This is a genomic window from Symbioplanes lichenis, assembly GCF_030709675.1.
Classification (GTDB): domain Bacteria; phylum Actinomycetota; class Actinomycetes; order Mycobacteriales; family Micromonosporaceae; genus Actinoplanes; species Actinoplanes lichenis.
On sequence record NZ_JAUZQD010000001.1, the window covers coordinates 385,178 to 405,441 of the forward strand.

The following is a 20,264-nucleotide window of genomic DNA, read 5'->3' on the forward strand; positions in this document are numbered from 1 at the left end:
ATGGGGGGAGAGAACTGTCTGCCTCAGGCGAGGCGCCGGATCCGCCCGGCGTACCTCGCCTCGAGCTCCTTGTTGTGCTCCCGCCCGCCCGGCACGTTGTCCGAGAGGTAGACGGGCGGCGTCTCCCCGGCCGCGAGCAGCCGCGCCACGACCTCGGCGACGATCTGCTGGGCCAGGAGCGCGGCGGTGATCGACGACACCGCGCCCACGGCGCCGCCGGGATAGGGCAGGACCGCGTCGCCGTACGGGGCGCCGTTGTCGAGGACGACGTCGGCGAGGTCGGCGAGCTTCAGGCCGCTGGCGTGCCGGGGCTCCACCCGCGACGAGTGCGCCAGCGACGTGATGGCGATCAGGGCGTGCCCCCGCTGCTTGACGATCTGGGCCAGCTCCACCACGGCCCCGTTGACGCCGGAGTTGCTGGCGATCACGAAGGCGTCGTCGGGCTTGATCGGCGCGAGCTCGTACAGGCGATGGGCGACGGCCGGGGTGCGCTCGAGCTCGGGGTCGGTGAGGACAGCGGCCGGGTCCCCGCCGAAGAGGACGATGTCGCGCAGCGCGATCTTGTTCGTGGGCACGAGGCCGCCGGCCCGCCCGGCGAACTCCATGGCCAGCGCCTCGGAGTGCCCGCACCCGAAGGCCTGCAGGACCCCGCCGGCCCGGAGCGTCGCGGTGATCAGATCGGCGGCGCGGGCGATCCCGTCGCCCTGCGTGGTGCCGGCGCGCTCGATCGCGTCCCGGATCGCGGTGACGTAGGCGGCGCTGGAGATGGTCATATCGATGGTCATCCTTTTCATCGAGCTGTCCTGCCGATGAAAATTACGACCGATTCATGGTCTGGTCAACAACAAATTTCTATGCTTCGATGCGGTGTAGAACGGGGCGGCGACTGTCCACTTGGCGCCATGTCAACTTCGCGGCAGCCGGGGATCTGCCGGGGCACCGCCCGGGTTCGCCATGATCCGATCATGTACCCCTTCGCGGCAGGCACGCGCTTCCGCGCCGAGTTGCGGCGCTCCGGCGACGGCTCCGGGTTCGACGTGCCCGACGACGTCGTCGCCCAGCTCGGCGGGGGCCGGCCCCGCGTGGTGGCCACGGTCAACGGCCACCGCTTCCGCACGGTGATCTCCCGCTCCCCCCGCGGGTACTGGCTCGGCGTCAGCCCCTGGCGCCGGGCCGCCGCCCGGGTAACCGCGAGCCGCGCCCACGACGTGGACGTCGAACTGGACCTCAGGCCGTCCTGATCGCGGCGGCCGCCTGGAGACCCAGGATGTCGATCGCCTGCTCCCGCATCTCGACCTTGCGGACCTTGCCGGTGACGGTCATCGGGAACGCGTCGACGAGGTGGACGTACCGGGGAATCTTGTAGTGGGCCAGCTTGCCCCGGCAGAAGTCGCGGATGTCATCGGCCGTGAGCGGCTCGGCGCCGGGGTGCAGGATGAGCCAGGCCATCAGCTCCTCGCCGAACTTCTCGTCCGGGACGCCGACGACCTGGACGTCCGCGACGCCCGGATGGGTGTGCAGGAACTCCTCGACCTCGCGCGGATAGACATTCTCGCCGCCCCGGATGACCAGGTCCTTGATGCGGCCGACGACGGCGACGTAACCGTCGGCGTCCATCGTGGCCAGGTCGCCGGTGTGCATCCAGCGGGCCGCGTCGATCGCCTCGGCCGTGGCCTCGGGCTGACCCCAATAGCCCAGCATCACGGAATAGCCCCGGGTGCACAGCTCCCCCGGCGCGCCCGGCGGAACGGGCCGGCCGGTGGCGGGGTCGACGACCTTCGACTCCAGGTGGGGCAGGACGCGGCCGACCGTCTCGGTGCGGCGGGCGAGGCCGTCGTCCCGGCGGGTCATCAGGGAGACGGGCGAGGTCTCGGTCATGCCGTAGCAGATGGCCACCTCGGCCATGTTCATCTCGCTGACGACGCGTTTCATCACTTCGACCGGGCACGGGGAGCCGGCCATGATGCCCGTACGCAGGCTGGACAGGTCGTGCCCGGACAGCGCGAGCTCCGCGATGAACATGGTGGGGACGCCGTACAGGGATGTGCAGCGCTCCTGCTCCACGGCCCGCAGCGTGGCGGCGGGGTCGAAACCGGGCGCCGGGAGCACCATCGTCGCGCCGTGCGAGGTGGCGGCGAGGTTGCCCATGACCATGCCGAAGCAGTGGTAGAGCGGCACCGGGATGCAGATGCGGTCCTCGTGCGTGTAGCCGACCAGCTCGCCGACGAAGTAGCCGTTGTTGAGGATGTTGTGGTGCGAGAGCGTCGCGCCCTTCGGGAAGCCGGTCGTGCCCGAGGTGTACTGGATGTTGATCGGGTCGTCGAACACCAGCGGGATGTCGAGGGACTCGTGACCCCCTGAGCCCAGCAGATCGGGCCAGTCCTCGGTGTCCAGATAGACGACGTCGCGGAACCCGATCGAGTCGATCATCGCGCGGTAGTCGCTCGTGCGGAACGCGGGCGCGCTGACCAGCAGGCTCAACCCGGACTGGCGGACGACATAGTCGAGCTCGTGGGTCCGGTAGGCCGGATTGATATTGACGAGGATCGCGCCGATCTTCGCCGTCGCGTACTGCACGATGACCCACTCCGCGCGGTTGGGCGCCCAGATCCCGACCCGGTCACCCTGGCTGATCCCGCGGGCGAGCAACCCGCGCGCGGCGTCGTCGACGGCCGCGCCGAATTCCGCGTACGTCCACCGCCGCCCCGCCGCGACATCGACGAGCGCCTCCCGGTCGCCGTGCGCCGCCACCGCGCGGTCGAGGTTGGCGCCGATCGTCTCGCCGAGCAGCGGCGTGCCGGAGGTCCCGGAGCTGTAGGACACCATGCCTTTTACGATGCCCGCACACAACTCCACTGTGCTGCGATTGTCCGATATCCGAGTCTGGCGTTGATCGCCAGCATCGGCTTGTTGGCCTCGTCGTTGGAGGTGAAGGCCGTGCGCCCGCGCGCCCGGCTCAGGGCCGCCCGCTTGACCTGGTACGCGAGCCCGCGCCCCCGATAGGCCGGCAACGTGGCCGTCATGTCCGACCACACCCTGTCCCCGTCCCGCAGCACCAGCGAGAACGCCACGGGGCGCCCGTCGGCGAACGCCACGCTCCCGGCCTCCCGGTCGGCGTCCGGGTTCTCCCAGAACCACGACACGAACCGCTCGAACGGCACCGGGGTCGCCGGCACGTCACCGGGCTCGTCGGCGGTCGCCTCCGTGTAGGTGCGGTGCAGCTCGACGGGGTCGACGTCGCGCAGCCGGGGCATGTCGCTGCGCACCGTGGCGAAGCCGGTCAGGTCGAGCGCCGAGTAGCGCACCTCCCGGCTGGGCCGGAACCCGTGCCGCCGCGCGAAGCCGAGCGACTCCGTCGTGGCGAAGGCCCGCGCCGGCTCCTCCACATGCGCGAGGGCCACGTCGAGCAGGGCGCCGCCGAGCCCGTGCCCGCGATGCTCCGGGTGCACGTGCAGCAGCGAGACGGTCCGGCCCCGCGCCGCCACCCAGCCGACCACGCGGCCGCCGGCCTCGGCGACCCACTCGGCCCCGGTCATCCCCTGCCGCGTCGCCTCGACCCCGCGCACGAGGTACGGATAGACGACCGACCGCAACGCGACCACCGCGGCGGCGTCGCCGGCGTCGGCCTTCCGGATGTCCATGCCGCCCATTCTCCCCCGGCCGTCGATCAGGCTTGTTCACATATCGACGTACGTGACTGCCTGCGGGAGTCCCCATGCGCGTACTTCCGCGTATCCTGGCCGCGCACGCGATCGGGCTGCCCGGCTCGGTCGACTATGCCGTGTGGTGCGAGGGGCAGCCGTACGACGGGCCGTCCGGCGGGGTGCAGATCCGGAACTGCAACGGCTTGTCCGGCGGCGCGAGCGGCGGGTCCTTCATCGTGAACTGTCAGCCGGACGGGTCGGCCGTGCAGACCGCGAGTTACTTCGGCAGCTGGGGTGATTCCTCCTTCGCCTACTACCGGGATGTCGCCTGGCAGGTGTACAACGGCGCGCAGAACGCCTGATCAAGCCCGCATAATGCGCGGGTGATCGTCCGCGTGAGTGGGCTGGGCCCGTGCCGGGCCGAGGTCGGCGGCCGCGAGCAGGCGGCGGCCGCGTTGCTGGATCGTCTCGGCCAGCAGTGAGCCCAGCGCCCGGCGCAGCTTGTCGTCGGACGGGGGCCGCCCGGAGGCCGGACAGAGCAGCGCGGTCACATTTCCCGGCGTCTCCGCTGTTTGCGCCTCCTCGAGGCCGGGCCCGAGCTTCTCCGCGAAACCGGGCCGTGGGGACAGCGGCGTGGTGACGGTGCGGCCGGGGTGGCGTACCTGCAGGAAGAGCAGCCCGTGCAGCAGCTCCGCGAGCGGGCGGGGCACGGTCAGGCGCAGCGGCTCCGACCAGAACCGCCACCCCTGGCCGGCCAGGTCGTCCACCAGCCGGTCGGCCAGCTTCCGCCGGGCGGGTTCGCCGAGCAGCCTTTCCCGTACGGCGGAGCGCCGCACCGCCTCGGCCAGCCCGACCGCGCCGGCCGCCGGCGGGTACGCGACGAAGCGGTTGACCTGCACCGTCCGGTCGCCGCCGAGAACCCGCGTCTCGATGTCATCGGTGAGCGCGTCGAGCCGCTCGCCCGGGTCCCCGGCGGCTCCGTGCCCGCTGGATCCGTCGTGGGCGGGGGCGGCCGGGCGCGGATGCAGGCCGAGAGCGGTCAGCCGGGCTCGGACCAGCGGCGCGAGGGCCGTGGCCAGATAGTCGTGCCGGGACGCCGTGGCCGTGACCGCCCCAAGCACCGGGCCGACAGTAGTGTCCGTGAGCTGTGCCGCCACGACGACGAGCGACCGGCCCGCGACGCCCGGCGGCACGGTGTGCAGAACACCGCGCACCCCGTCGGCCGACGTGGCGTGCAGCGGAACTGGATGGCCGAGCCCCTCGACGAAGCGACCGGTGAACAAGTCGCGCCACAAGCCCGCCTCCGCCGGGAGGGCAGCGGCCGGGTCCAGTGCGGCGAGCCGGTGCCACGGAAGCTCGTCGGAAAGCCAGCAGCGATCGGTCGCCGGGCAGCCCGGCCCGGTCAAACGCCGGTGCACGACCAGCCGCCCCCGCTCCCCCACCGGCAGCCAGTCGAAGTGCACCGTGACGGTGAGCCCTCCGTCCGGGCCGGTCGCTCCCGCGCCTTCGCTCATGCCGGCCCGTAGTGACGGGTCTCGAACTCGGCGGCGTCGTCCTGGCGTTGCCGCAGCGTCTGGACGACCACCGACACGAGGCGCTGCTCCGCCGCGAGGGCCTGCTGGCTGGTCAGGGCCTCGTCGACGGCCTGCTGGGCGCGGGCGGCGGCGACCTGGGCGCGGGCGGCGACGTTCTGGGCCTGGACGGCGGCCTGCTGGGCTCCGGCGAGGGCCCGTTCGCAGCTGTCGAGGGCGATGCGCAGCTCGGCGATGTGGTCCTCGGCGCGCATGTGCTGCCACCAGAAGGCGGCGGGCGCCACGAGCAGGGCGACCACCATGAGCGCGGCCAGCCACCAGGGCACGGTCTGATCCGCACCCGGCACGGCGGCGGCCCATGCATGGGGCGTGAGAAAGGGCATCGGATCTCCCCGGCCCGGCATTGGACGACGGGCCAGTTTAACCGGTTAAGCCCGAATTCTTCGGTGCGCCGCGCGGACCATTCACCCGCCGCGCCCTCGATGCTCCGGGGCATTTCGGGGCCCGCCTGTTCCGGCCCGGCCGGCCTGGCCCCTCGCCGAGAGAAAACGCTTCAGGACCGGCGCCGGGAAAGACCGCCGACACCCGCCCCGGAAAGACCGGAAGCGCCCACCGAGGGAAAGACGGTCAGCCCCCGCCGCGCAAGACCGGCTGCGCCCCGATCGGGAAAGAGCCGGCGGCACGGGCCTCGGGAAAGAGCCGGCGGCACAGGCCTCGGGAAAGAGCCGGCGGCACAGGCCTCGGGAAAGAGCCGGCGGCACGGGCCTCGGGAAAGCTCACACGGCCGATGGCCGGGAAATAGCGGCTCGGACGCCCGGCGACGGAAAGGCCCCGCCGGGCCGGGCGTCACTCGAACGGCGCCGCACGAGGCGACGCCGTCGATGCGGTCCCGGCGCGCGGGCGGGACCGGCAGTCACCCGCGCGGGCCAGGCGATCGCGCGCAAACGGAGCCGGCGGTCACCCGCGAACAGCCCGGCGGTCACGCGCAACCGGCGCCGGCGGTCACCCGCGGGCAGCCCGGTGGTCACGCGCAACAAGAACTGGCGGCCACCCGCGGACAGAGCCGCAGTCACCCGCGGACAGAGCCGCAGTCACCCACGAGCAGGGCCGCAGTCACCCGCGGACAGGGCCGGCAGTCGTCGGCGGCCCGGTCGGCGGCGGGTCAGTGCTTGCTGTGGTAGGCCTCGACGATCGAGCTCGGGATGCGGCCCCGCTCGGAGACCTCGAAGCCGTTCTTGCTCGCCCACTCGCGAATGGCCTGGTTCTGGTCGCGGGTGGCGCGGCCGGTGCTCACCCCGGTGCCCCGGCGCGGCGCCCGCGGGTCGAGGCCGCTGCGGCCGACCCGGGTGGCGACCGCCAGGTAGGGGTCGAGGGCCTTGCGCAGCTTGCCCGCGTTCTTCTCCGAGAGGTCGATCGTGTAGTTGACCCCGTCGAGTCCGAACTCGACGGTGCGATCGGCCTCGCCGCCGTCGAGGTCGTCGGTGAGGAGGGTGATTACCTGCTTGGCCATGTGTGGTCGCTCCCGTGGCGGTGCCTTTGTGTCGGATATTTCCGCGCTTTCATTCTGTCGATCGCGGCGCGCCGAGGCAAATTGTGACCATGCGCATGTCGCGGATCTGTGAAGCCATTCGGCGCGGCTGTCACCCGTCCGCAAACAAGCCGTCACCGCGTCCGGGAACGCGTGGCCCAGCTGCGGCGGAAATGGCGGCCGGGCGGGCGGCGGCGGGCGCGAAACCGGAAACGGGCCGGCCGCGCAAGACCGTCGATCAATGTGCCCGCAATCACGCTTACGGGTGCACGAACACGCACCCGCCGTTGCACCGAATGAACCGAACCGTGCGAAGGTTTCCGGAAAAATCAGGCTGCGGGGGCGTCTTCAGCCGGCGTCAGGCCGACTGCAAGTGCGGTCCCGCAGAGTTCCGGGCATGACGAACTCCACGCCCACCGAACCCACCGGACTGCTCCTCGCCCACCGGGCCATGCTGCGGGAGAACCCGGCCGCCGGCACAACAAGCCCGGCCCGGACAAGACGAGCCCGGCGGCCGGCAAGACGAGCACGGCCGGCAAGACGAGCACGGCCGGCAAGACGAGCACGGCCGGCTCAGAGGTGCGGCAGGAGCTTGTCCAGCCGCACCGGCAGGTCCCGCACCCGCACGCCGGTCGCGTGCCACACGGCGTTCACGATCGCGGCCGGCGACCCGACGATGCCGATCTCGCCGATGCCCTTGCTGCCCATCGGGTTGACGTCCGCGTCGTGCTCCTCCAGCCACACCGCCTCGATGTTCTCGATGTCGGCGTGGACCGGGACGTGGTACTCGGCGAGGTCGTGGTTGACCCAGTCGCCGGTGCGGGAGTCGAGGACGCCCTCCTCGTGCAGGGCCATGCCCATGCCCATGGTCATGCCGCCGAGGAACTGGCTGCGGGCGGTGCGCGGATTGAGGATGCGGCCCGCGGCGAAGACCCCGAGCATGCGGCTCACCCGCACCTCGCCCGTGACGGTGTCGACGCGTACCTCCGCGAAGTGGGCGCCGAAGGCGTGCTTGCCGTCCTTCTCCTGCTGGGCGATCAGCTCGCTGGTGTCGAAGGTGACCTCCGATCTCCCGGTACGCCTCAGCTCGCGGCACGCCTCGGTCACGGCCCAGCCCCACGAGGCACTGCCCGACGAACCGCCCGCCACCGACGCCATGGGCAGCGTGCTGTCCCCGATGCGCATCCGGATGTCCGAAGCGGGCAGCCCGAGCTCGTCGGCGGCGATCTGGGTCAGGATGGTGCGGGCGCCCGTGCCGATGTCGGACGCGGCGATGGCGACCGACGCCGTGCCGTCCGCGCCGAGCGTGACCCGGGCGGTCGACGGCTGGGCCATGGTCGGATAGCTCGCGCCCGCGACTCCCGTACCGATGAGCCAGTCGCCCTCGCGGCGCAGGCGCGGGCGGTGCTCCCGGCCGGCCCAGCCGAAGCGCCGGGCCCCCTCGCGCAGGCACTCGACGTAGTGCCGGCTGCTGAAGGGGACGCCGCTCTCCGGCTCGGCGTCCGGCTCGTTGCGGACGCGGAGCTCGATGGGGTCCAGGCCGAGCCGCTCGGCCAGTTCGTCCATGGCGCACTCGAGGCCGACCATTCCGGGCGCTTCACCGGGCGCGCGCATCCAGCGCGGGGTCGGCACGTCGAGACGGACGAGCTTGTGTCCGGTGTAGCGGTTCGCGGCCGCGTACATGTGGCGGGTGATCGTGGTCGTCTGCTCGGCGAACTCGAACAGTTGCGACGTCTGCTCGACCGCCTCGTGCGAGACGGCGGTCAACCGGCCGTCGCGCTCGGCGCCGAGGCGGATGTGCTGCATCGTCGGCGTGCGATAGCCGACCATGCTGAACAGCGCCTGCCGCGGCAGGGCCAGCTTGACCGGCCGCCCGACGACCTTCGCGGCCAGCGCGGCGAGGACGGCATTGGGGCGCGCGGTGCCCTTGGACCCGAAGCCACCACCGACATGCTCATTGATCACGTGTACGCGATCCGGGGTCAGCCCGAACGCCGCCGCGACAGTGCCGGCCACTCCCGGCCCGTGCTGATTGGAGTCGTACAGGAGCAGGTCGTCGCCCTCCCACACGGCGATCGTCGCGTGCGGCTCCATCGGGTTGTTGTGCAGGGCCGGCGTCTCGTAGCGCACGTCGACGGTCACCGGCGCCGCGGCCAGGGCGGCGTCGACGTCGCCGATCCGGCTCTCGGCCGGGAAGTCGGGATTGACCTTCTCGGGCGTGTAGAGCTCGGGATGATCGGCCCGCAGCAACGCGTCGTGGGGCTCGGCGGCGATGTCGAGCCGGACTTCCAGGGCGGCCCTGCGGGCGGCTTCCAGCGTACGGGCGACGACCAGCGCCACGGCCTGCCCGCGATAGCTGATCCGGTCCGACTGCAGCACGGCCAGCTCGGGGTCGCCGGCGTCCTCGAGCCCCGGCGCGTTGCCGTGCCACAGGACCGCGAGCACGTCGTCGTCCTCGGTCAGCGGGTCGACGACGACGGCGTTCAGCGTGCCCCGGGGCACCGGCGACTGGACGACCCACGCGTAGGTGACGTCCTTGACCGGGTACTCGGCGGCGTACAGGGCCTCGCCGGTGACCTTGGCCGGGCCCTCGATCCGGCCGAGCGGGCGGCCGACGGTGTTCTCCACGGTGCTGGTCATGCGAGACCCTCCAGGACCGTCGCGGTCATGTTGCGCAGCAGGGCGAGCTTGAAGCCGTTGTCCCGCAACGGTTCGGCCGCGGCGAGCTCGGCGTCGGCCGCGGCGAGGAAGTTCTCCCGCGTCGGGGCCTGCCCGCGCAGCGCCTCCTCGGCCCTGGTGGCGCGCCACGGCTTGTGCGCGACGGCACCCCACGCGATCCGGACATTTTCGATTCGTCCCTCGGCCGTATCGAGCACCGCGGCGACCGAGCCCACGGCAAAGGCGTAGGAGGCGCGATCACGGGCCTTGCGATACGCCGAGTTGCGCGACGGCGCCGGCAGGTCGACTCCGGTGATCAACTCGCCGTGCTCCAGCGTCGTGTCGATGTGCGGCGTGTCGCCGGGTAGCCGGTGCAAATCACCGAACAGCACGGTTCGGTCGCCGACCGGCCCGGTCACGTGAACGGTCGCATCGAGAGCGGCCAGTGCCACGGCCATGTCCGACGGATGCGTGGCGACACAGTGCTCGGAGGCGCCCAGGATCGCGAGGTTCCGGTGGTCGCCCTCGCGCGCCGGGCAGCCCGTACCCGGCTCGTGCTTGTTGCAAGGTTTGGTCATGTCCATGAAATAGCGGCACCGGGTGCGCTGCAGCAGGTTGCCGCCGGTCGTCGCCATGTTGCGCAGCTGACCGGACGCGCCCGCGAGCAGCGCCTGGCTGAGCACCGGGAAGTCGCGCCGGACCACCGGGTGCGCCGCGAGATCGCTGTTGCGGACCCCGGCCCCGATGCGCAGGCCGCCGCCGGGCAGCTCCTCGACGTCGCGCAGCGGCAGCCGGTTGATGTCGACCAGCGTGTCCGGGGTGGCGACGCCGAGCTTCATGAGGTCGACGAGATTGGTGCCGCCGGCCAGGAACGCGGCATCCGGCCCCAGGGCGCCGACCGCCTCGCCGATCTCCGTGGCGGGCGTGTACTCGAACGTCTTCATCGGCCGGCCACCTCGGCGATGGCGGGGACCATGTTCGCGTACGCGCCGCAGCGGCACAGGTTGCCGCTCATCCGCTCGCGGATCTCCGCGTCGCTCAGGGTCGGCTCCTCGCCGGCGGGAGTCGCGGCGCTCGGCCAGCCCTTCGCCGCCTCGTCGAGCATGCCGGCGGCCGAGCAGATCTGCCCCGGCGTGCAGTAGCCGCACTGGAATCCGTCATGTTCCTGGAAGGCTTCCTGCAACGGGTGCGGACTCAGCCCCTCGATCGTGGTGACCTCGGCGTCCTGCTGGCTGATGGCGAGGACCAGGCAGCTGTTGACCCGGCGCCCGTCCAGCAGCACCGTGCACGCCCCGCACTGCCCGTGGTCGCAGCCCTTCTTGGCGCCCGTCAGGTGCAGGTGCTCGCGCAGGGCGTCGAGCAGGGTGGTCCGCGGATCGATGTCGAGGGTGTGCTCGACTCCGTTGACGGCAAGCTTCATGGTCCCGGCGTACCCCCGGAAGGATGATTCAACCTCGGGCCACCGGGTACCGCCGAAGCATGCGAGTGGTGATCGTCGGAGCGACCGGCAACGCGGGCACGGCCCTGCTGCGCCGGCTGCGCAACGAGCCCGGAACAGACCTCGCCGGCGTGGTCCGCCGGCTGCCCCGCCGCGAGGTGCCCCCCTACGACGCGGTCGACTGGCACACCTGCGACGTCGCAGCCCCCGGCGCCTCCGCCCGGCTGGACGAGATCTTCCGCGGCGCCGACGCGGTCGTCCACCTGGCCTGGCAGATCCAGCCGAGCCACGACCAGCGCCGGCTCTTCGAGGCCAACGTCCTCGGCACCCGCAACGTGGTCGACGCGGTCCTGCGCGCCGGGGTGCCCAGCTTCGTCTTCGCCTCCTCGGTCGGCGTCTACGCCCCGGGGCCCAAGCACGCCTATGTCACCGAGTCGTTCCCCCGCACCGGCGTGCCCGGCTCCTCCTACAGCCGGCACAAGGCCCTGGTCGAGAGCATGCTCGACCGCGTCGAGGCAGACCACCCCACGCTCCGCGTCGTCCGCCTGCGCCCGGGCCTGATCTTCCAGCACGACGCCGGCACGGAGATCGCCCGCTACTTCGCCGGCCCGCTGCTCCCGGCGCGGATGCTGCGCTTCGGCCGCATCCCGCTCATCCCGTCCCACCCCGCCCTCCGCGTCCAGGCCGTGCACGCCGACGACGTCGCCGACGCATACGCCCGGGCCCTGGCCTCCGACGCCCGCGGCGCCTTCAACGTCGCCGCCGGCCCGGTCCTCGACCCGGCCGTCGCCGCCCGCGCCTTCCACGGCCACGAGGTGCCGATCGCCGGCTCCTTCCTCAAGGCGGCCGCCGACCTCTCCTGGCGCCTGAGGCTCCAGCCGGTCGACGTGGGCTGGGTCAAGCTCGGCCTCAAGGCACCGCTGATGTCCTGCGACCGCATCAAGGCGGAGCTGGGCTGGCGCCCGCTGACCGACTCGGTGCACGCCCTGAAGGAGCTGGTCCGCGGCATGGCCGAGCGCGGCTCGGTGGACAGCCCGCCGCTGTCGGCCGCCCCGGGCAAGCCGGGCCGGCTGGGAGGAGTGCTGCGCGGTCGGCTGCCGGGCAGCGGCAACCCCTACTGAGCCCGCCGGCGCAGCCCGCCCCGGCTGGTGATGACCTGGAAGCCGTCCTCGAATTCGAGAAGCGCGGAGTTGCGGCTCCCCCGGACCAGCACCCGGCACGCCTGCCCGGCCCGGTCCTGGTGTTGGTGCGTTTCGGCGAGCCGATGGACTTGCCGTGACGGCCATCATTGCCGGCGCCGCGGCGAGGCTCGCGGCGATCTTGACGGCCGGCGTTCACGTCCTCGACGTCCACCCGCTGCCGGTCTTCTGCGCTCGCGAACGTGCTGAGCGACAAGCCCGTGATCGCGCCGCTGCGGGTGGCGCGGGAGCAAGGCTGAACCGTCGGGGCGGGCGGCGGTCGTATAGTGGCGGCCGTGACGAGGACGGTGGTGCGGCGGCTGGCGACGCCGGCGAACTACCAGTTCGTGCGCACTTTGCGGGCGCTTCTGGTGGTTCGTTACGACCCGTGCGGCACGCTTGTGGACGGGGATTTCCGGCTGGCCGTGCGTACGCCGGACGGGCCTGGATCTTTGCATCTGGCGCGCGACGGCGCGGGGCTCACCGCGACCGCCCACGGGCCCGGCGCCGAGTGGCTGGCCGAGCGGGCCGACGCCGTGGCGGGGCTGCGGGACGAGCTCGGCGATTTTCCGGCGCTGGCGGGCCGGCACCCGTTGATCGCGCGGCTGGCGAAGACGTTCGCGGGGGTGCGGTTCGCGGCCACCGGGCAGATCTTTCCGCGGCTGATCCGGGCGGTGCTCGAGCAGAAGGTGACCGGGATCGAGGCGCACCGGGCCTATCGGGCCATGGTGAAGCACTTCGGCGAGCCGGCGCCGGGGCCGGGCGATCTGCTGCTGCCGCCGGACCCGGAGGCGGTGGCGGCGACGCCGTACTGGGTGTTCCATCCGTTCGGGGTCGAGCAGCGCCGCACCCAGGCGTTGCTGCGCGGCGCGGCGGCGGCGGCCCGGCTGGAGAAGTGCGTGGACAGCGCCGAGGCGACCCGGCGGCTCGTCGCGATCCCGGGCATCGGGCCGTGGACGGCGGCCGAGGTGGTGCGCACCGCCTACGGGGACGCGGACGCCGTCAGTGTCGGCGACTTCCACATTCCGAACACGGTCGCGTGGGCGCTGGCGGGCGAGGCGCGCGGGACGGACGCGCGGATGCTCGAGCTGCTGGAGCCGTTCGCGGGGCATCGCGGGCGGGTGTGCGAGCTGCTGGCCTTCGGCGGCATCACGGCGCCGAAGTTCGGGCCCCGCATGCCGATCCGGTCCTTCGCACGGTTCTGAAGCAGCCTGTCACACTGCTACACGTGGCATTCACATTGACGATCGATTGCGGTGGCGGCGGGATCAAGGGGTCCGTGCTGGACGAGGCGGGCACCATGCGGGCGCAGCCCATCCGGGTGCCCACGCCCTATCCGCTGCCGCCCGACCTGTTCGTGAAGACGCTGGTGGAGCTCGGTGAGCGGCTGCCGCACGCGGACCGGGTCACCGTCGGGATGCCCGGCATGCTGCGGCACGGCGTCGTGGTGAAGACGCCGCACTACGTGACGAAGCTCGGACCGCGGACCAAGATCGACCCGGAGCTGGTCGACGCGTGGGGCGGCTACGACGCCCGGACCGCGCTGGCCGAGGCCTTCGGGCTGCCGACCCTGGTGCTCAACGACGCCGAGGTGCACGGCGCCGGGGTCGTCGCGGGCACCGGCTGCGAGCTGGTGCTCACGCTGGGGACCGGCCTGGGCTGCGCGCTCTTCGACGGTGGAGCGCTCGCCCCGCACCTGGAGATGTCGCAGGCGCCGGTGCGGTGGGGCATGAGCTACGACACGTACATCGGGGAGCACGAGCGGCGCCGCCTGGGTGACGCCCTCTGGTCGCGGCGGGTCCGCAACGTCGTCGAGGGGCTGCGGCCGGTGTTCCTGTGGGACCGGCTCTACCTGGGCGGCGGCAACTCGCGGCTGATCACCGCGGCGCAGCTGGCCCGCATGGGCGACGAAGTCGTCGTGGTGCCCAACACCGCCGGTATCGTGGGCGGCGTGCGAGCCTGGACCCTGAACGCGCGCTGATGCTGCCCGCCCCGGCCGCGCTGCTCCTCGACTTCGGCGGCGTCCTCGCGGAGGGCGCCGGCCCGTTCGACCCCGCCCCGCCCGAGCTGGTCCTGCGGCTCTACAACCTCACCGGCGGGGTGCTGACCCCGGGCGAGATCAGCCGCTCGCTGACCGACGGCGAGGACGGCTACCGGGCGTGGCGCGACGAGGACCAGCCGTTCGAGCTGGGGCACGAGGAGATCTGGGGACGCTTCGTCACGGCCGGGTGGCCCGGTCCGGCCCGCGCGGCCGTACGCGCCCAGGCCGCCCGGCTCAGCCACGACTGGGCGTACCGGCCGTCGTGGGCCCTGCGTCCCGGCATCCCGGAAGCGTTGCGCGCGGCCCGCGCCGCCGGTCTGCCCATGGCCGTGGTGAGCAACACGCTCAGCGGCTCCGCCCACCGCGAGTTCCTCGACCGGGCGGGCGTGGGCGGGCTGTTCGCGGCGCAGATCTACAGCGACGAGGCCGGCGTCCGCAAGCCCAACCCGGAGATGATCTGGCGCGCGACCCGCGACCTGGGCGTCCCGACCGAGCAGTGCTGGCACGTCGGCGACAGCTACCAGCGCGACATCGTGTGCGCCCGCCGCGCCGAGACCGCCGCCGCCGTCCTGATGCGCTCGCCCCGCACAGCCCGCGAAGACCCCGCCGCCTGGCCCCGACCGGACGCCGTGGTCGACGACGGCTTCGGCCTGCGCGACCTGCTTCAGGGCAGGTTGCCCAGGACGATCCGCTCCGACGTCAGCAGATAGTCGCGCAGCTGGTCGGCCGCGCGCTGGGCGTCCCCGGCCTCGTAGCTCGCGGTGATCGCGGCATTCATCGCGACGAACGGCCGGTGCAGCGCTGAAGGGTCGGGCGCCGACGCGAAGGCCAGCCGCAGCTCGGCGGTCAGCTGGCGCATCCAGGCGTCCAGCCGGGGGCTGCCGGCCAGGGCGACGATCTGCTCGTGGAAGTGCATGTTCGCCGTGCCGACGCCGCGCCAGTCGCCGGCTGCCGCCGCCCGCTCGGCCTCGGTGACGGCGGCGCGCAGACCTTCGGCGCGGGGCGGGTCGGTGGGGGCCTGGCCGAGGGCGGAGCATTCGAGCAGCGCCCGTACGCGATAGATGTCCGCGATCTGCGCCGGGCTGAGCGTGGCCACGAACACCCCGCGGTGCGGCTGCCGCACGAGCAGCCCCTCCTCGATCAGCGTGGAGAACGCCTCGCGCAGCGTGTTGCGGGACACCTCGAGCGGCCCGGTGAGGGCGGTCTCGGAGAGCCGCGTGCCCGGCGCCAGCTCGCCGTTGATCATCCACGTGCGCAGCCTCGCCACGGCGCGGGCGGCGGACCCGGATTCGTGCTCCACGCTCGTCACGAGGCTAGTCAATCAGCCTCGCCCGCCGGAACCGTACCTGGGCTCCCGGCCGGACCTGGGCCGCCAGGTCGGCCGCCGCCGGGGTGAGCACCGCGATCACCGGGTAGCCGCCGGTCACCGGATGGTCGGCCTGGAAGACGATGGGCTGGCCGCTCGGCGGGATCTGCACCGCGCCGCGGACGACGCCCTCGCTCGGCAGCTCCTCGGTCCGCGCCCGCTCGAGGGCCGGCCCCTCCAGCCGCAGCCCGACCGAGTCGCTGGCCGGGGCGGCGACATAGGCGGCGCTGAACAATGTCCGCACGGCCGCGGCGGTGAACCAGTCGTCCCGGGGCCCGAGATCGACTTCCAGGGTGAGATCGCCCAGCCCCACGGGGAACGACGGTTCCGGCTCCGACACCGGCGAATCGGTAATTCGCACAGTCGTGCCGAGAACGGGACCGATGCCGGCCAGCCGATCCTTCGACCGCGAACCGAGCACCGGCGACACGTCGAAGCCACCCCGCACGGCGAAGTAACTGCGCAGTCCCCGCCGGGGCTGCGTCACGCCGACTTCGGCCCCAGCGGGTATCGAGACCACTTTTTCGACGTCGGAGGGCCGCCCGTCGACGGTCAGGACCGCGTCGGTCCCGGTCAGCACGGCCAGGACCGGCCCGTCGAAACGGACCCGGAGCCCGCCCAGCGTGCACTCCAGCACGGCGGCCCCCGCCGGGTTCCCGACCAGGGCGTTCGCCCGCCGGTACGCCCCCCGGTCCACCGCCCCGGACGGCGGCACCCCCTGGTGCGCGTGCCCCGGCCGCCCCGCGTCCTTGAACACGGTCAGCGGCCCGGTCCGCAGCACCGTCATCACCGTCACGCCGGCACCGCCCGGAAGATCACCCGGGCGCCGGGGACGAGCAGCGCCGGCTCGGCCCGGTCCAGGTCCCACATCGTCGCCGTGGTGCGGCCGACGATCTGCCAGCCACCCGGGCTGTCGTGGGGATAGACCCCGGAGAACCGGCCGGCCAGCCCGACCGATCCGGCGGGGATGCGCGTGCGGGGGGACGTACGCCGGGGCACGTCGAAGTCTCCTCCCGTCAGGTAACCGAAGCCCGGGGCGAACCCGCCGAACGCCACGGTCCACTCGGCGCCGGTGTGCCGGGCGATGACGTCCGCCGGGGAGATCCCGAGGTGCCCCGCCACGTCGGCGAGGTCCGGCCCGTCGTACACCACCGGGATCTCGACCGTGCCGACGAACCCGCGGTCGACAGCGCCGACGGTGAGACCCGCCACGGCGATCCGGACCTCGCGCGGGCTGGTGACAGCGGGATCGAGGCGGATCAGCACGGTCCGCGCGGCCGGCACCAGGTCGACGACCCCTGGCAGCGCGGCCTCCCGCAGCGCGGCGTAGAGGGCGAGGGCCGCGTCGAGGTCGTCCACCTCGGCGAGTACGGCCTCCCGCCCACACCTCAGGAAACGCGTCATGCCACGTCGGTCACGAACATGTGCCCCGGCGCGTGCGTGATCGCGAACGGCACGCCCGACGCCATGACCGCCGCCTGCGGGGTCACGCCGCACGCCCAGAACACGGGCACCTCGCCCGGCCGGATCTCCACCGGGTCCCCGAAGTCCGGCCGGTCCAGGTCCGCGACGCCCAGCCCGGCGGGATCGCCGACGTGCACCGGGGCGCCGTGCACCTCGGGGAACCGGGCGCTGATCGTGACCGCGTCCGCGACCCGGTCCGCCGGGATCGGCCGCATGGACACGACCAGCTCGCCCCGCAGGCGCCCGGCGGGCCGGCACTGGCGCGCGGTCCGGTACATCGGGACGTTGCTGCCCGCGGTGATGTGCCGCACGTCGATGCCCTCCGCGACCAGTGCCGCCTCGAAGCTGAAGCTGCACCCGATGAGGAACGCCACCAGATCGTCGCGCCACTGCCCGGTGGCGTCGGGCACTTCCTCGACCAGCTTCCCGTCCCGCCACACGCGGTAGAGCGGAAGATCGGTGCGCAGGTCGGCGCCGTCGGCGAGAACGGTCGTCGCCGAGCCCGGGTCCGAGACGTCGAGCACCGGGCACGGCTTGGGGTTGCGCTGGGCGTAGAGCAGCATGTCCCAGGCCCAGTCGCGCGGCACGGCGATGAGGTTGGCCTGCGCGAAGCCCGGCGCCAGCCCGGCCGTCGGCCGGACGAGACCGTCGCGGAACTGCTTGCGGAGAGCGGCGTTCACCGGATCTCACCTCCGAAGGCGGTGATGGTGATGCCCGCGGCCGCGAGGGCCCCGGCCACCGACGACGCCATGTCCACGGCCCCGGGCGAGTCCCCGTGCACGCAGATCGAGTCCGCCTCGATCTTGATCACCGTGCCGTCCACGGCGACCAGCGTGTGCTCGGTCGCCAGCCGGACCATCCGCTCGGCCACCTCGGCCGGATCGTGCAGCAGGGCACCGGGCTCCCGCCGGGACACCAGCGTGCCGTCGGCGTTGTAGCCACGGTCGGCGAAGGCCTCGCGTACCGTCCGCAGCCCCGCCTCCTCGGCCAGGTGCAGGAAGACCGATCCGGGCAGCCCGAGCACCGGCAGGTCCGGGTCGTAGCGCCGCACCGCGTCGACGACCGCGGCGGCCTGCTGCTCGTGGTGGACGATCGTGTTGTAGAGGGCGCCGTGCGGCTTCACGTAGAGCACCCGGTCGCCGGCCGCGCGGGCCAGCCCGTCCAGCGCGCCGATCTGATAGATGATCTCGGCGACGAGGTCGGGCGTCTCGTAGTCGATGAACCGGCGCCCGAAGCCGGGCAGGTCGCGATAGCCGACCTGGGCGCCGATGACGACGCCCCGCTCGATCGCGCGCTCGCAGGTGGCCAGCAGCGTGCGCGGGTCGCCGGCGTGGAAGCCGCACGCCACGTTGGCGCTGCTGACGATGTCGAGCATCGCCGCGTCGTCGCCCAGGCGCCAGGTGCCGAAGCCCTCGCCGAGGTCGCTGTTGAGGTCCATGGGATCACCCGGCCAGGTAGTCGAAGATGGTGCGGGCGGAGACGACCCCCATGTACCAGGTCAGGGCGGCCACCACGGCGCCCAGCACCAGCAGCCACACGGGGTAACGGTAGCCCTTGAGGAGCTCCCGCCGGCGCCACGCCGCGTACAGGAGGATGGTGAAGCCGATCGGCAGGATCAGGCCGTTGAAGCCGCCCGCGAAGACCAGCAGGGCCGCCGGCGCGGTGCCGATCAGCAGATAGATCACGGTGCTGACCGCGATGAAGGCCACGGTGGCCCAGGAGCGCACGCGCGGCTCGGCGAAGCGGGCGGAAAAGGCATCGAAAAACGACACCGACGTGTACGCGGCCCCGACCACCGACGTGATCGCGGCCGCCCAGAGCACGACGCCGAACGCGCGCTGGCCGAACTCGCCGGCCGCCGACTCGAAGGCCTGGGCCGTGGCGTTGCCCTTCGTGTCGAGCGCGACGCCGCCGGCGACGACCCCGAGGATCGCCAGGAACAGCAGGTAGCGCATGAGTCCTGTGACCGCGATGCCGCTGAGCGCACCCCGTGTGACCTCACGGACGTGCTCGGGGCCCGTGGTGCCCGAGTCGAGCAACCGATGCGCGCCGGAGTAGGTGATGTAGCCGCCGACCGTCCCGCCGATGATCGTGGTGATCGCGGCGAAGTCGATGTCCTCGGGCACGACGGTCTGCTTGAGCGCGTCCCCGACCGGCGGGCCGGAGACGATCGCCACGTAGAGGGTCAGCGCGATCATGACCAGCCCGAGCACGATCAGCAGCCGGTCCATCGCCATCCCGGCCCGCTTGACGGCGAAGATGGTGATGCCGATCAGGGCGCTGATCAGGCCGCCCAGCTTGGGGTCGAGCCCGAGGGCGGCGTTGAGGCCGAGCCCCGACCCGGCCACGTTGCCGATGTTGAAGATCAGCCCGCCCAGGATGACCAGGGCGGCGAGCAGGTGGCCGGCGCCGGGGACGACGGCGTTGGCGATCTCGTGGGCGCGCTTGCCGCTGATCGAGACCACCCGCCAGATGTTCATCTGGACGACGAAGTCGACCAGGATCGACATCAGGATGCCGAACGCGAACGCGGCACCCAGCCGGGCGGTGAAGGTCGTGGTCTGCGTGATGAAGCCGGGGCCGATGGCGCTCGTGGCCATCAGGAAGATCGCCCCGACGAGGGCGGTGCGGCGGGTCCGGGCGGTGGTGGTGGGTTCCGTGGCTTCCGTCGTCATGAGCCTGTCCTCTGATCGGTGCAGCTCGATGAGGCCTTTCGCTCACGGTAGGGATTGTTGAACAATCCGGCAAGAGTTGTTCAACAACTTAGTGTGTCAACACTTGCCACACACTCGTCCGGCGCATGGGCACACTCTCCAGGGACTCGATCACGGGGACCTCGTATGTCTCACGGAGCACCAGCCCCTCGGTGGGGAGATAGGCCCGGCCCGGGTCGCCGACCAGGACCAAGGCGCCCCGGAAGGCGGCCGCGCGCAAGAACGGCAGGACGAGCGAGGCCATCTCCCGGCTGTAGAAGACGTCACCCGCCAGGATGACGCCGGCTTCCGCGTACCCGTCGGTCAGGAGGTCTCCCTCGATCAGCGCGACCCGGACGTCGTTGGCGGCCGCGTTGGCCTCGGCCGCGGCAAGCGAGAGCGGGTCGATGTCGTTGGCCACCACCGAGCGCGCCCCTGCCTTGGCCGCCGCGACGGCCACCAGGCCCGAGCCGGTGGCGAGGTCGAGCACGTCCCGGCCGGCAACGAGGTCGGGCTGGTCGAGGACGTGCCGGGCCAGCGCCTGGCCGCCCGCCCACGCGAAGGCCCAGAAGGGCGGCGGCTGCTGCGCGCCCCCGGCCTCGGTCCGCTCCCAGAGCTCGATCGGCTCGTCGGCCTGGTGCAGCACCAGCTCGGGCAGGAAGGGTACGGGCGCCAGCCGGGTGTTCGCCCGGACGAAGTCAGCAGTCGTCGACACAGGGTGA

22 protein-coding genes are annotated in these 20,264 nt (G+C 72.6%); 6 read left to right on the forward strand and 16 right to left on the reverse strand.

Translation table 11 applies throughout. The features are described from left to right. Positions 1–23 precede the first annotated feature (23 nt). Positions 24–773 carry a sugar isomerase domain-containing protein gene (locus RAN62_RS01665; protein ID WP_305783035.1) on the reverse strand — a complete coding sequence of 250 codons (750 nt, stop codon included), beginning with the start codon at positions 771–773 and terminating at the stop codon, positions 24–26. A gap of 192 nt (positions 774–965) precedes the next feature. Between RAN62_RS01665 and RAN62_RS01670 the strand changes: the two genes are divergently transcribed. Then, positions 966–1,241, forward strand: coding sequence for a DUF1905 domain-containing protein (locus tag RAN62_RS01670; RefSeq protein WP_305782618.1), 276 nt, complete (start codon positions 966–968; stop codon positions 1,239–1,241). On the opposite strand, the gene RAN62_RS01675 is transcribed toward RAN62_RS01670, so the two are convergent. Beyond that, the gene (locus RAN62_RS01675) at positions 1,228–2,826 is read right to left on the reverse strand and encodes an AMP-binding protein (protein ID WP_305782619.1); all 1,599 of its coding nucleotides are present in this window, start codon (positions 2,824–2,826) and stop codon (positions 1,228–1,230) included. The genes RAN62_RS01670 and RAN62_RS01675 overlap by 14 nt on opposite strands. Before the next feature lie 5 nt (positions 2,827–2,831). Next, entirely contained in the window at positions 2,832–3,641 is an 810-nt protein-coding gene (locus RAN62_RS01680; protein ID WP_305782620.1) for a GNAT family N-acetyltransferase, read from the reverse strand. A gap of 74 nt (positions 3,642–3,715) precedes the next feature. Between RAN62_RS01680 and RAN62_RS01685 the strand changes: the two genes are divergently transcribed. Further along, the gene (locus tag RAN62_RS01685) at positions 3,716–4,006 is read left to right on the forward strand and encodes a hypothetical protein (RefSeq protein ID WP_305782621.1); all 291 of its coding nucleotides are present in this window, start codon (positions 3,716–3,718) and stop codon (positions 4,004–4,006) included. On the opposite strand, the gene RAN62_RS01690 is transcribed toward RAN62_RS01685, so the two are convergent. The 6 genes from RAN62_RS01690 to RAN62_RS01715 form a co-directional block, all read right to left on the reverse strand. Next, positions 4,007–5,158: a hypothetical protein gene (locus RAN62_RS01690; RefSeq protein ID WP_305782622.1), complete on the reverse strand. Its 1,152-nt coding sequence runs from the start codon at positions 5,156–5,158 to the stop codon at positions 4,007–4,009. Beyond that, positions 5,155–5,559 carry a hypothetical protein gene (locus RAN62_RS01695; protein WP_305782623.1) on the reverse strand — a complete coding sequence of 135 codons (405 nt, stop codon included), beginning with the start codon at positions 5,557–5,559 and terminating at the stop codon, positions 5,155–5,157. Before RAN62_RS01695 ends, RAN62_RS01690 begins: the two co-directional genes overlap by 4 nt. Positions 5,560–6,338: 779 nt before the next feature. Next, positions 6,339–6,686 carry a histone-like nucleoid-structuring protein Lsr2 gene (locus tag RAN62_RS01700; RefSeq protein WP_305782624.1) on the reverse strand — a complete coding sequence of 116 codons (348 nt, stop codon included), beginning with the start codon at positions 6,684–6,686 and terminating at the stop codon, positions 6,339–6,341. A 591-nt stretch (positions 6,687–7,277) separates the two neighbouring features. Continuing rightward, complete coding sequence (locus RAN62_RS01705; protein ID WP_305782625.1) at positions 7,278–9,344, reverse strand: xanthine dehydrogenase family protein molybdopterin-binding subunit; 2,067 nt, start codon at positions 9,342–9,344, stop codon at positions 7,278–7,280. Next, on the reverse strand, positions 9,341–10,306 hold the full coding sequence (locus RAN62_RS01710; protein WP_305782626.1) for an FAD binding domain-containing protein: 966 nt from the start codon (positions 10,304–10,306) through the stop codon (positions 9,341–9,343). The genes RAN62_RS01705 and RAN62_RS01710 overlap by 4 nt, the downstream gene beginning before the upstream one ends. Next, the gene (locus tag RAN62_RS01715) at positions 10,303–10,782 is read right to left on the reverse strand and encodes a 2Fe-2S iron-sulfur cluster-binding protein (RefSeq protein WP_305782627.1); all 480 of its coding nucleotides are present in this window, start codon (positions 10,780–10,782) and stop codon (positions 10,303–10,305) included. Before RAN62_RS01715 ends, RAN62_RS01710 begins: the two co-directional genes overlap by 4 nt. Before the next feature lie 59 nt (positions 10,783–10,841). On the opposite strand from RAN62_RS01715, the gene RAN62_RS01720 reads away from it, so the two are divergent. The 4 genes from RAN62_RS01720 (at position 10,842) to RAN62_RS01735 (ending at position 14,729) form a co-directional block, all read left to right on the forward strand. Then, a complete protein-coding gene (locus tag RAN62_RS01720) occupies positions 10,842–11,921 on the forward strand; it encodes an NAD-dependent epimerase/dehydratase family protein (protein ID WP_305782628.1) in 1,080 nt (359 codons plus the stop codon). A gap of 344 nt (positions 11,922–12,265) precedes the next feature. After that, positions 12,266–13,183 (forward strand): DNA-3-methyladenine glycosylase family protein, encoded by a 918-nt coding sequence (locus RAN62_RS01725; RefSeq protein WP_438874448.1) that lies wholly within the window; start codon positions 12,266–12,268, stop codon positions 13,181–13,183. A gap of 23 nt (positions 13,184–13,206) precedes the next feature. Then, entirely contained in the window at positions 13,207–13,959 is a 753-nt protein-coding gene (locus RAN62_RS01730; RefSeq protein WP_305782629.1) for an ROK family protein, read from the forward strand. Then, positions 13,959–14,729 (forward strand): HAD family hydrolase, encoded by a 771-nt coding sequence (locus RAN62_RS01735; protein WP_305782630.1) that lies wholly within the window; start codon positions 13,959–13,961, stop codon positions 14,727–14,729. The genes RAN62_RS01730 and RAN62_RS01735 overlap by 1 nt, the downstream gene beginning before the upstream one ends. Here the strand turns inward: RAN62_RS01735 and RAN62_RS01740 are convergent. The 7 genes from RAN62_RS01740 to RAN62_RS01770 form a co-directional block, all read right to left on the reverse strand. Next, on the reverse strand, positions 14,684–15,328 hold the full coding sequence (locus RAN62_RS01740; protein ID WP_305782631.1) for a GntR family transcriptional regulator: 645 nt from the start codon (positions 15,326–15,328) through the stop codon (positions 14,684–14,686). The two genes, RAN62_RS01735 and RAN62_RS01740, sit on opposite strands and share 46 nt — an antisense overlap. Positions 15,329–15,332: 4 nt before the next feature. Beyond that, positions 15,333–16,172, reverse strand: a complete 840-nt coding sequence (locus tag RAN62_RS01745; protein ID WP_305783037.1) for a 5-oxoprolinase subunit C family protein — start codon at positions 16,170–16,172, stop codon at positions 15,333–15,335. 5 nt (positions 16,173–16,177) lie between these two features. Continuing rightward, a complete protein-coding gene (locus RAN62_RS01750; RefSeq protein ID WP_305782632.1) occupies positions 16,178–16,789 on the reverse strand; it encodes a 5-oxoprolinase subunit B family protein in 612 nt (203 codons plus the stop codon). After that, the gene (locus RAN62_RS01755) at positions 16,786–17,529 is read right to left on the reverse strand and encodes a putative hydro-lyase (protein WP_305782633.1); all 744 of its coding nucleotides are present in this window, start codon (positions 17,527–17,529) and stop codon (positions 16,786–16,788) included. Before RAN62_RS01755 ends, RAN62_RS01750 begins: the two co-directional genes overlap by 4 nt. After that, positions 17,526–18,287, reverse strand: coding sequence for a LamB/YcsF family protein (locus tag RAN62_RS01760; RefSeq protein WP_305782634.1), 762 nt, complete (start codon positions 18,285–18,287; stop codon positions 17,526–17,528). The genes RAN62_RS01755 and RAN62_RS01760 overlap by 4 nt, the downstream gene beginning before the upstream one ends. Positions 18,288–18,291: 4 nt before the next feature. Beyond that, a complete protein-coding gene (locus RAN62_RS01765; RefSeq protein ID WP_305782635.1) occupies positions 18,292–19,524 on the reverse strand; it encodes an NRAMP family divalent metal transporter in 1,233 nt (410 codons plus the stop codon). Between the two features lie 88 nt (positions 19,525–19,612). Continuing rightward, positions 19,613–20,257 (reverse strand): class I SAM-dependent methyltransferase, encoded by a 645-nt coding sequence (locus tag RAN62_RS01770; protein WP_305782636.1) that lies wholly within the window; start codon positions 20,255–20,257, stop codon positions 19,613–19,615. Positions 20,258–20,264: the final 7 nt, after the last annotated feature.

Bases quoted from the DNA above. Each gene is read 5' to 3' on its own strand.
- RAN62_RS01665 (WP_305783035.1), bottom strand. From the start codon at position 773: ATGACCATCTCCAGCGCCGCCTACGTCACCGCGATCCGGGACGCGATC.
- RAN62_RS01685 (WP_305782621.1), top strand. From the start codon at position 3,716: ATGCGCGTACTTCCGCGTATCCTGGCCGCGCACGCGATCGGGCTGCCC.
- RAN62_RS01680 (WP_305782620.1), bottom strand. From the start codon at position 3,641: ATGGACATCCGGAAGGCCGACGCCGGCGACGCCGCCGCGGTGGTCGCG.
- RAN62_RS01750 (WP_305782632.1), bottom strand. From the start codon at position 16,789: ATGACGCGTTTCCTGAGGTGTGGGCGGGAGGCCGTACTCGCCGAGGTG.
- RAN62_RS01690 (WP_305782622.1), bottom strand. From the start codon at position 5,158: ATGAGCGAAGGCGCGGGAGCGACCGGCCCGGACGGAGGGCTCACCGTC.
- RAN62_RS01695 (WP_305782623.1), bottom strand. From the start codon at position 5,559: ATGCCCTTTCTCACGCCCCATGCATGGGCCGCCGCCGTGCCGGGTGCG.
- RAN62_RS01670 (WP_305782618.1), top strand. From the start codon at position 966: ATGTACCCCTTCGCGGCAGGCACGCGCTTCCGCGCCGAGTTGCGGCGC.
- RAN62_RS01745 (WP_305783037.1), bottom strand. From the start codon at position 16,172: ATGACGGTGCTGCGGACCGGGCCGCTGACCGTGTTCAAGGACGCGGGG.
- RAN62_RS01735 (WP_305782630.1), top strand. From the start codon at position 13,959: ATGCTGCCCGCCCCGGCCGCGCTGCTCCTCGACTTCGGCGGCGTCCTC.
- RAN62_RS01760 (WP_305782634.1), bottom strand. From the start codon at position 18,287: ATGGACCTCAACAGCGACCTCGGCGAGGGCTTCGGCACCTGGCGCCTG.
- RAN62_RS01675 (WP_305782619.1), bottom strand. From the start codon at position 2,826: ATGGTGTCCTACAGCTCCGGGACCTCCGGCACGCCGCTGCTCGGCGAG.
- RAN62_RS01715 (WP_305782627.1), bottom strand. From the start codon at position 10,782: ATGAAGCTTGCCGTCAACGGAGTCGAGCACACCCTCGACATCGATCCG.
- RAN62_RS01705 (WP_305782625.1), bottom strand. From the start codon at position 9,344: ATGACCAGCACCGTGGAGAACACCGTCGGCCGCCCGCTCGGCCGGATC.
- RAN62_RS01710 (WP_305782626.1), bottom strand. From the start codon at position 10,306: ATGAAGACGTTCGAGTACACGCCCGCCACGGAGATCGGCGAGGCGGTC.
- RAN62_RS01700 (WP_305782624.1), bottom strand. From the start codon at position 6,686: ATGGCCAAGCAGGTAATCACCCTCCTCACCGACGACCTCGACGGCGGC.
- RAN62_RS01765 (WP_305782635.1), bottom strand. From the start codon at position 19,524: ATGACGACGGAAGCCACGGAACCCACCACCACCGCCCGGACCCGCCGC.
- RAN62_RS01720 (WP_305782628.1), top strand. From the start codon at position 10,842: ATGCGAGTGGTGATCGTCGGAGCGACCGGCAACGCGGGCACGGCCCTG.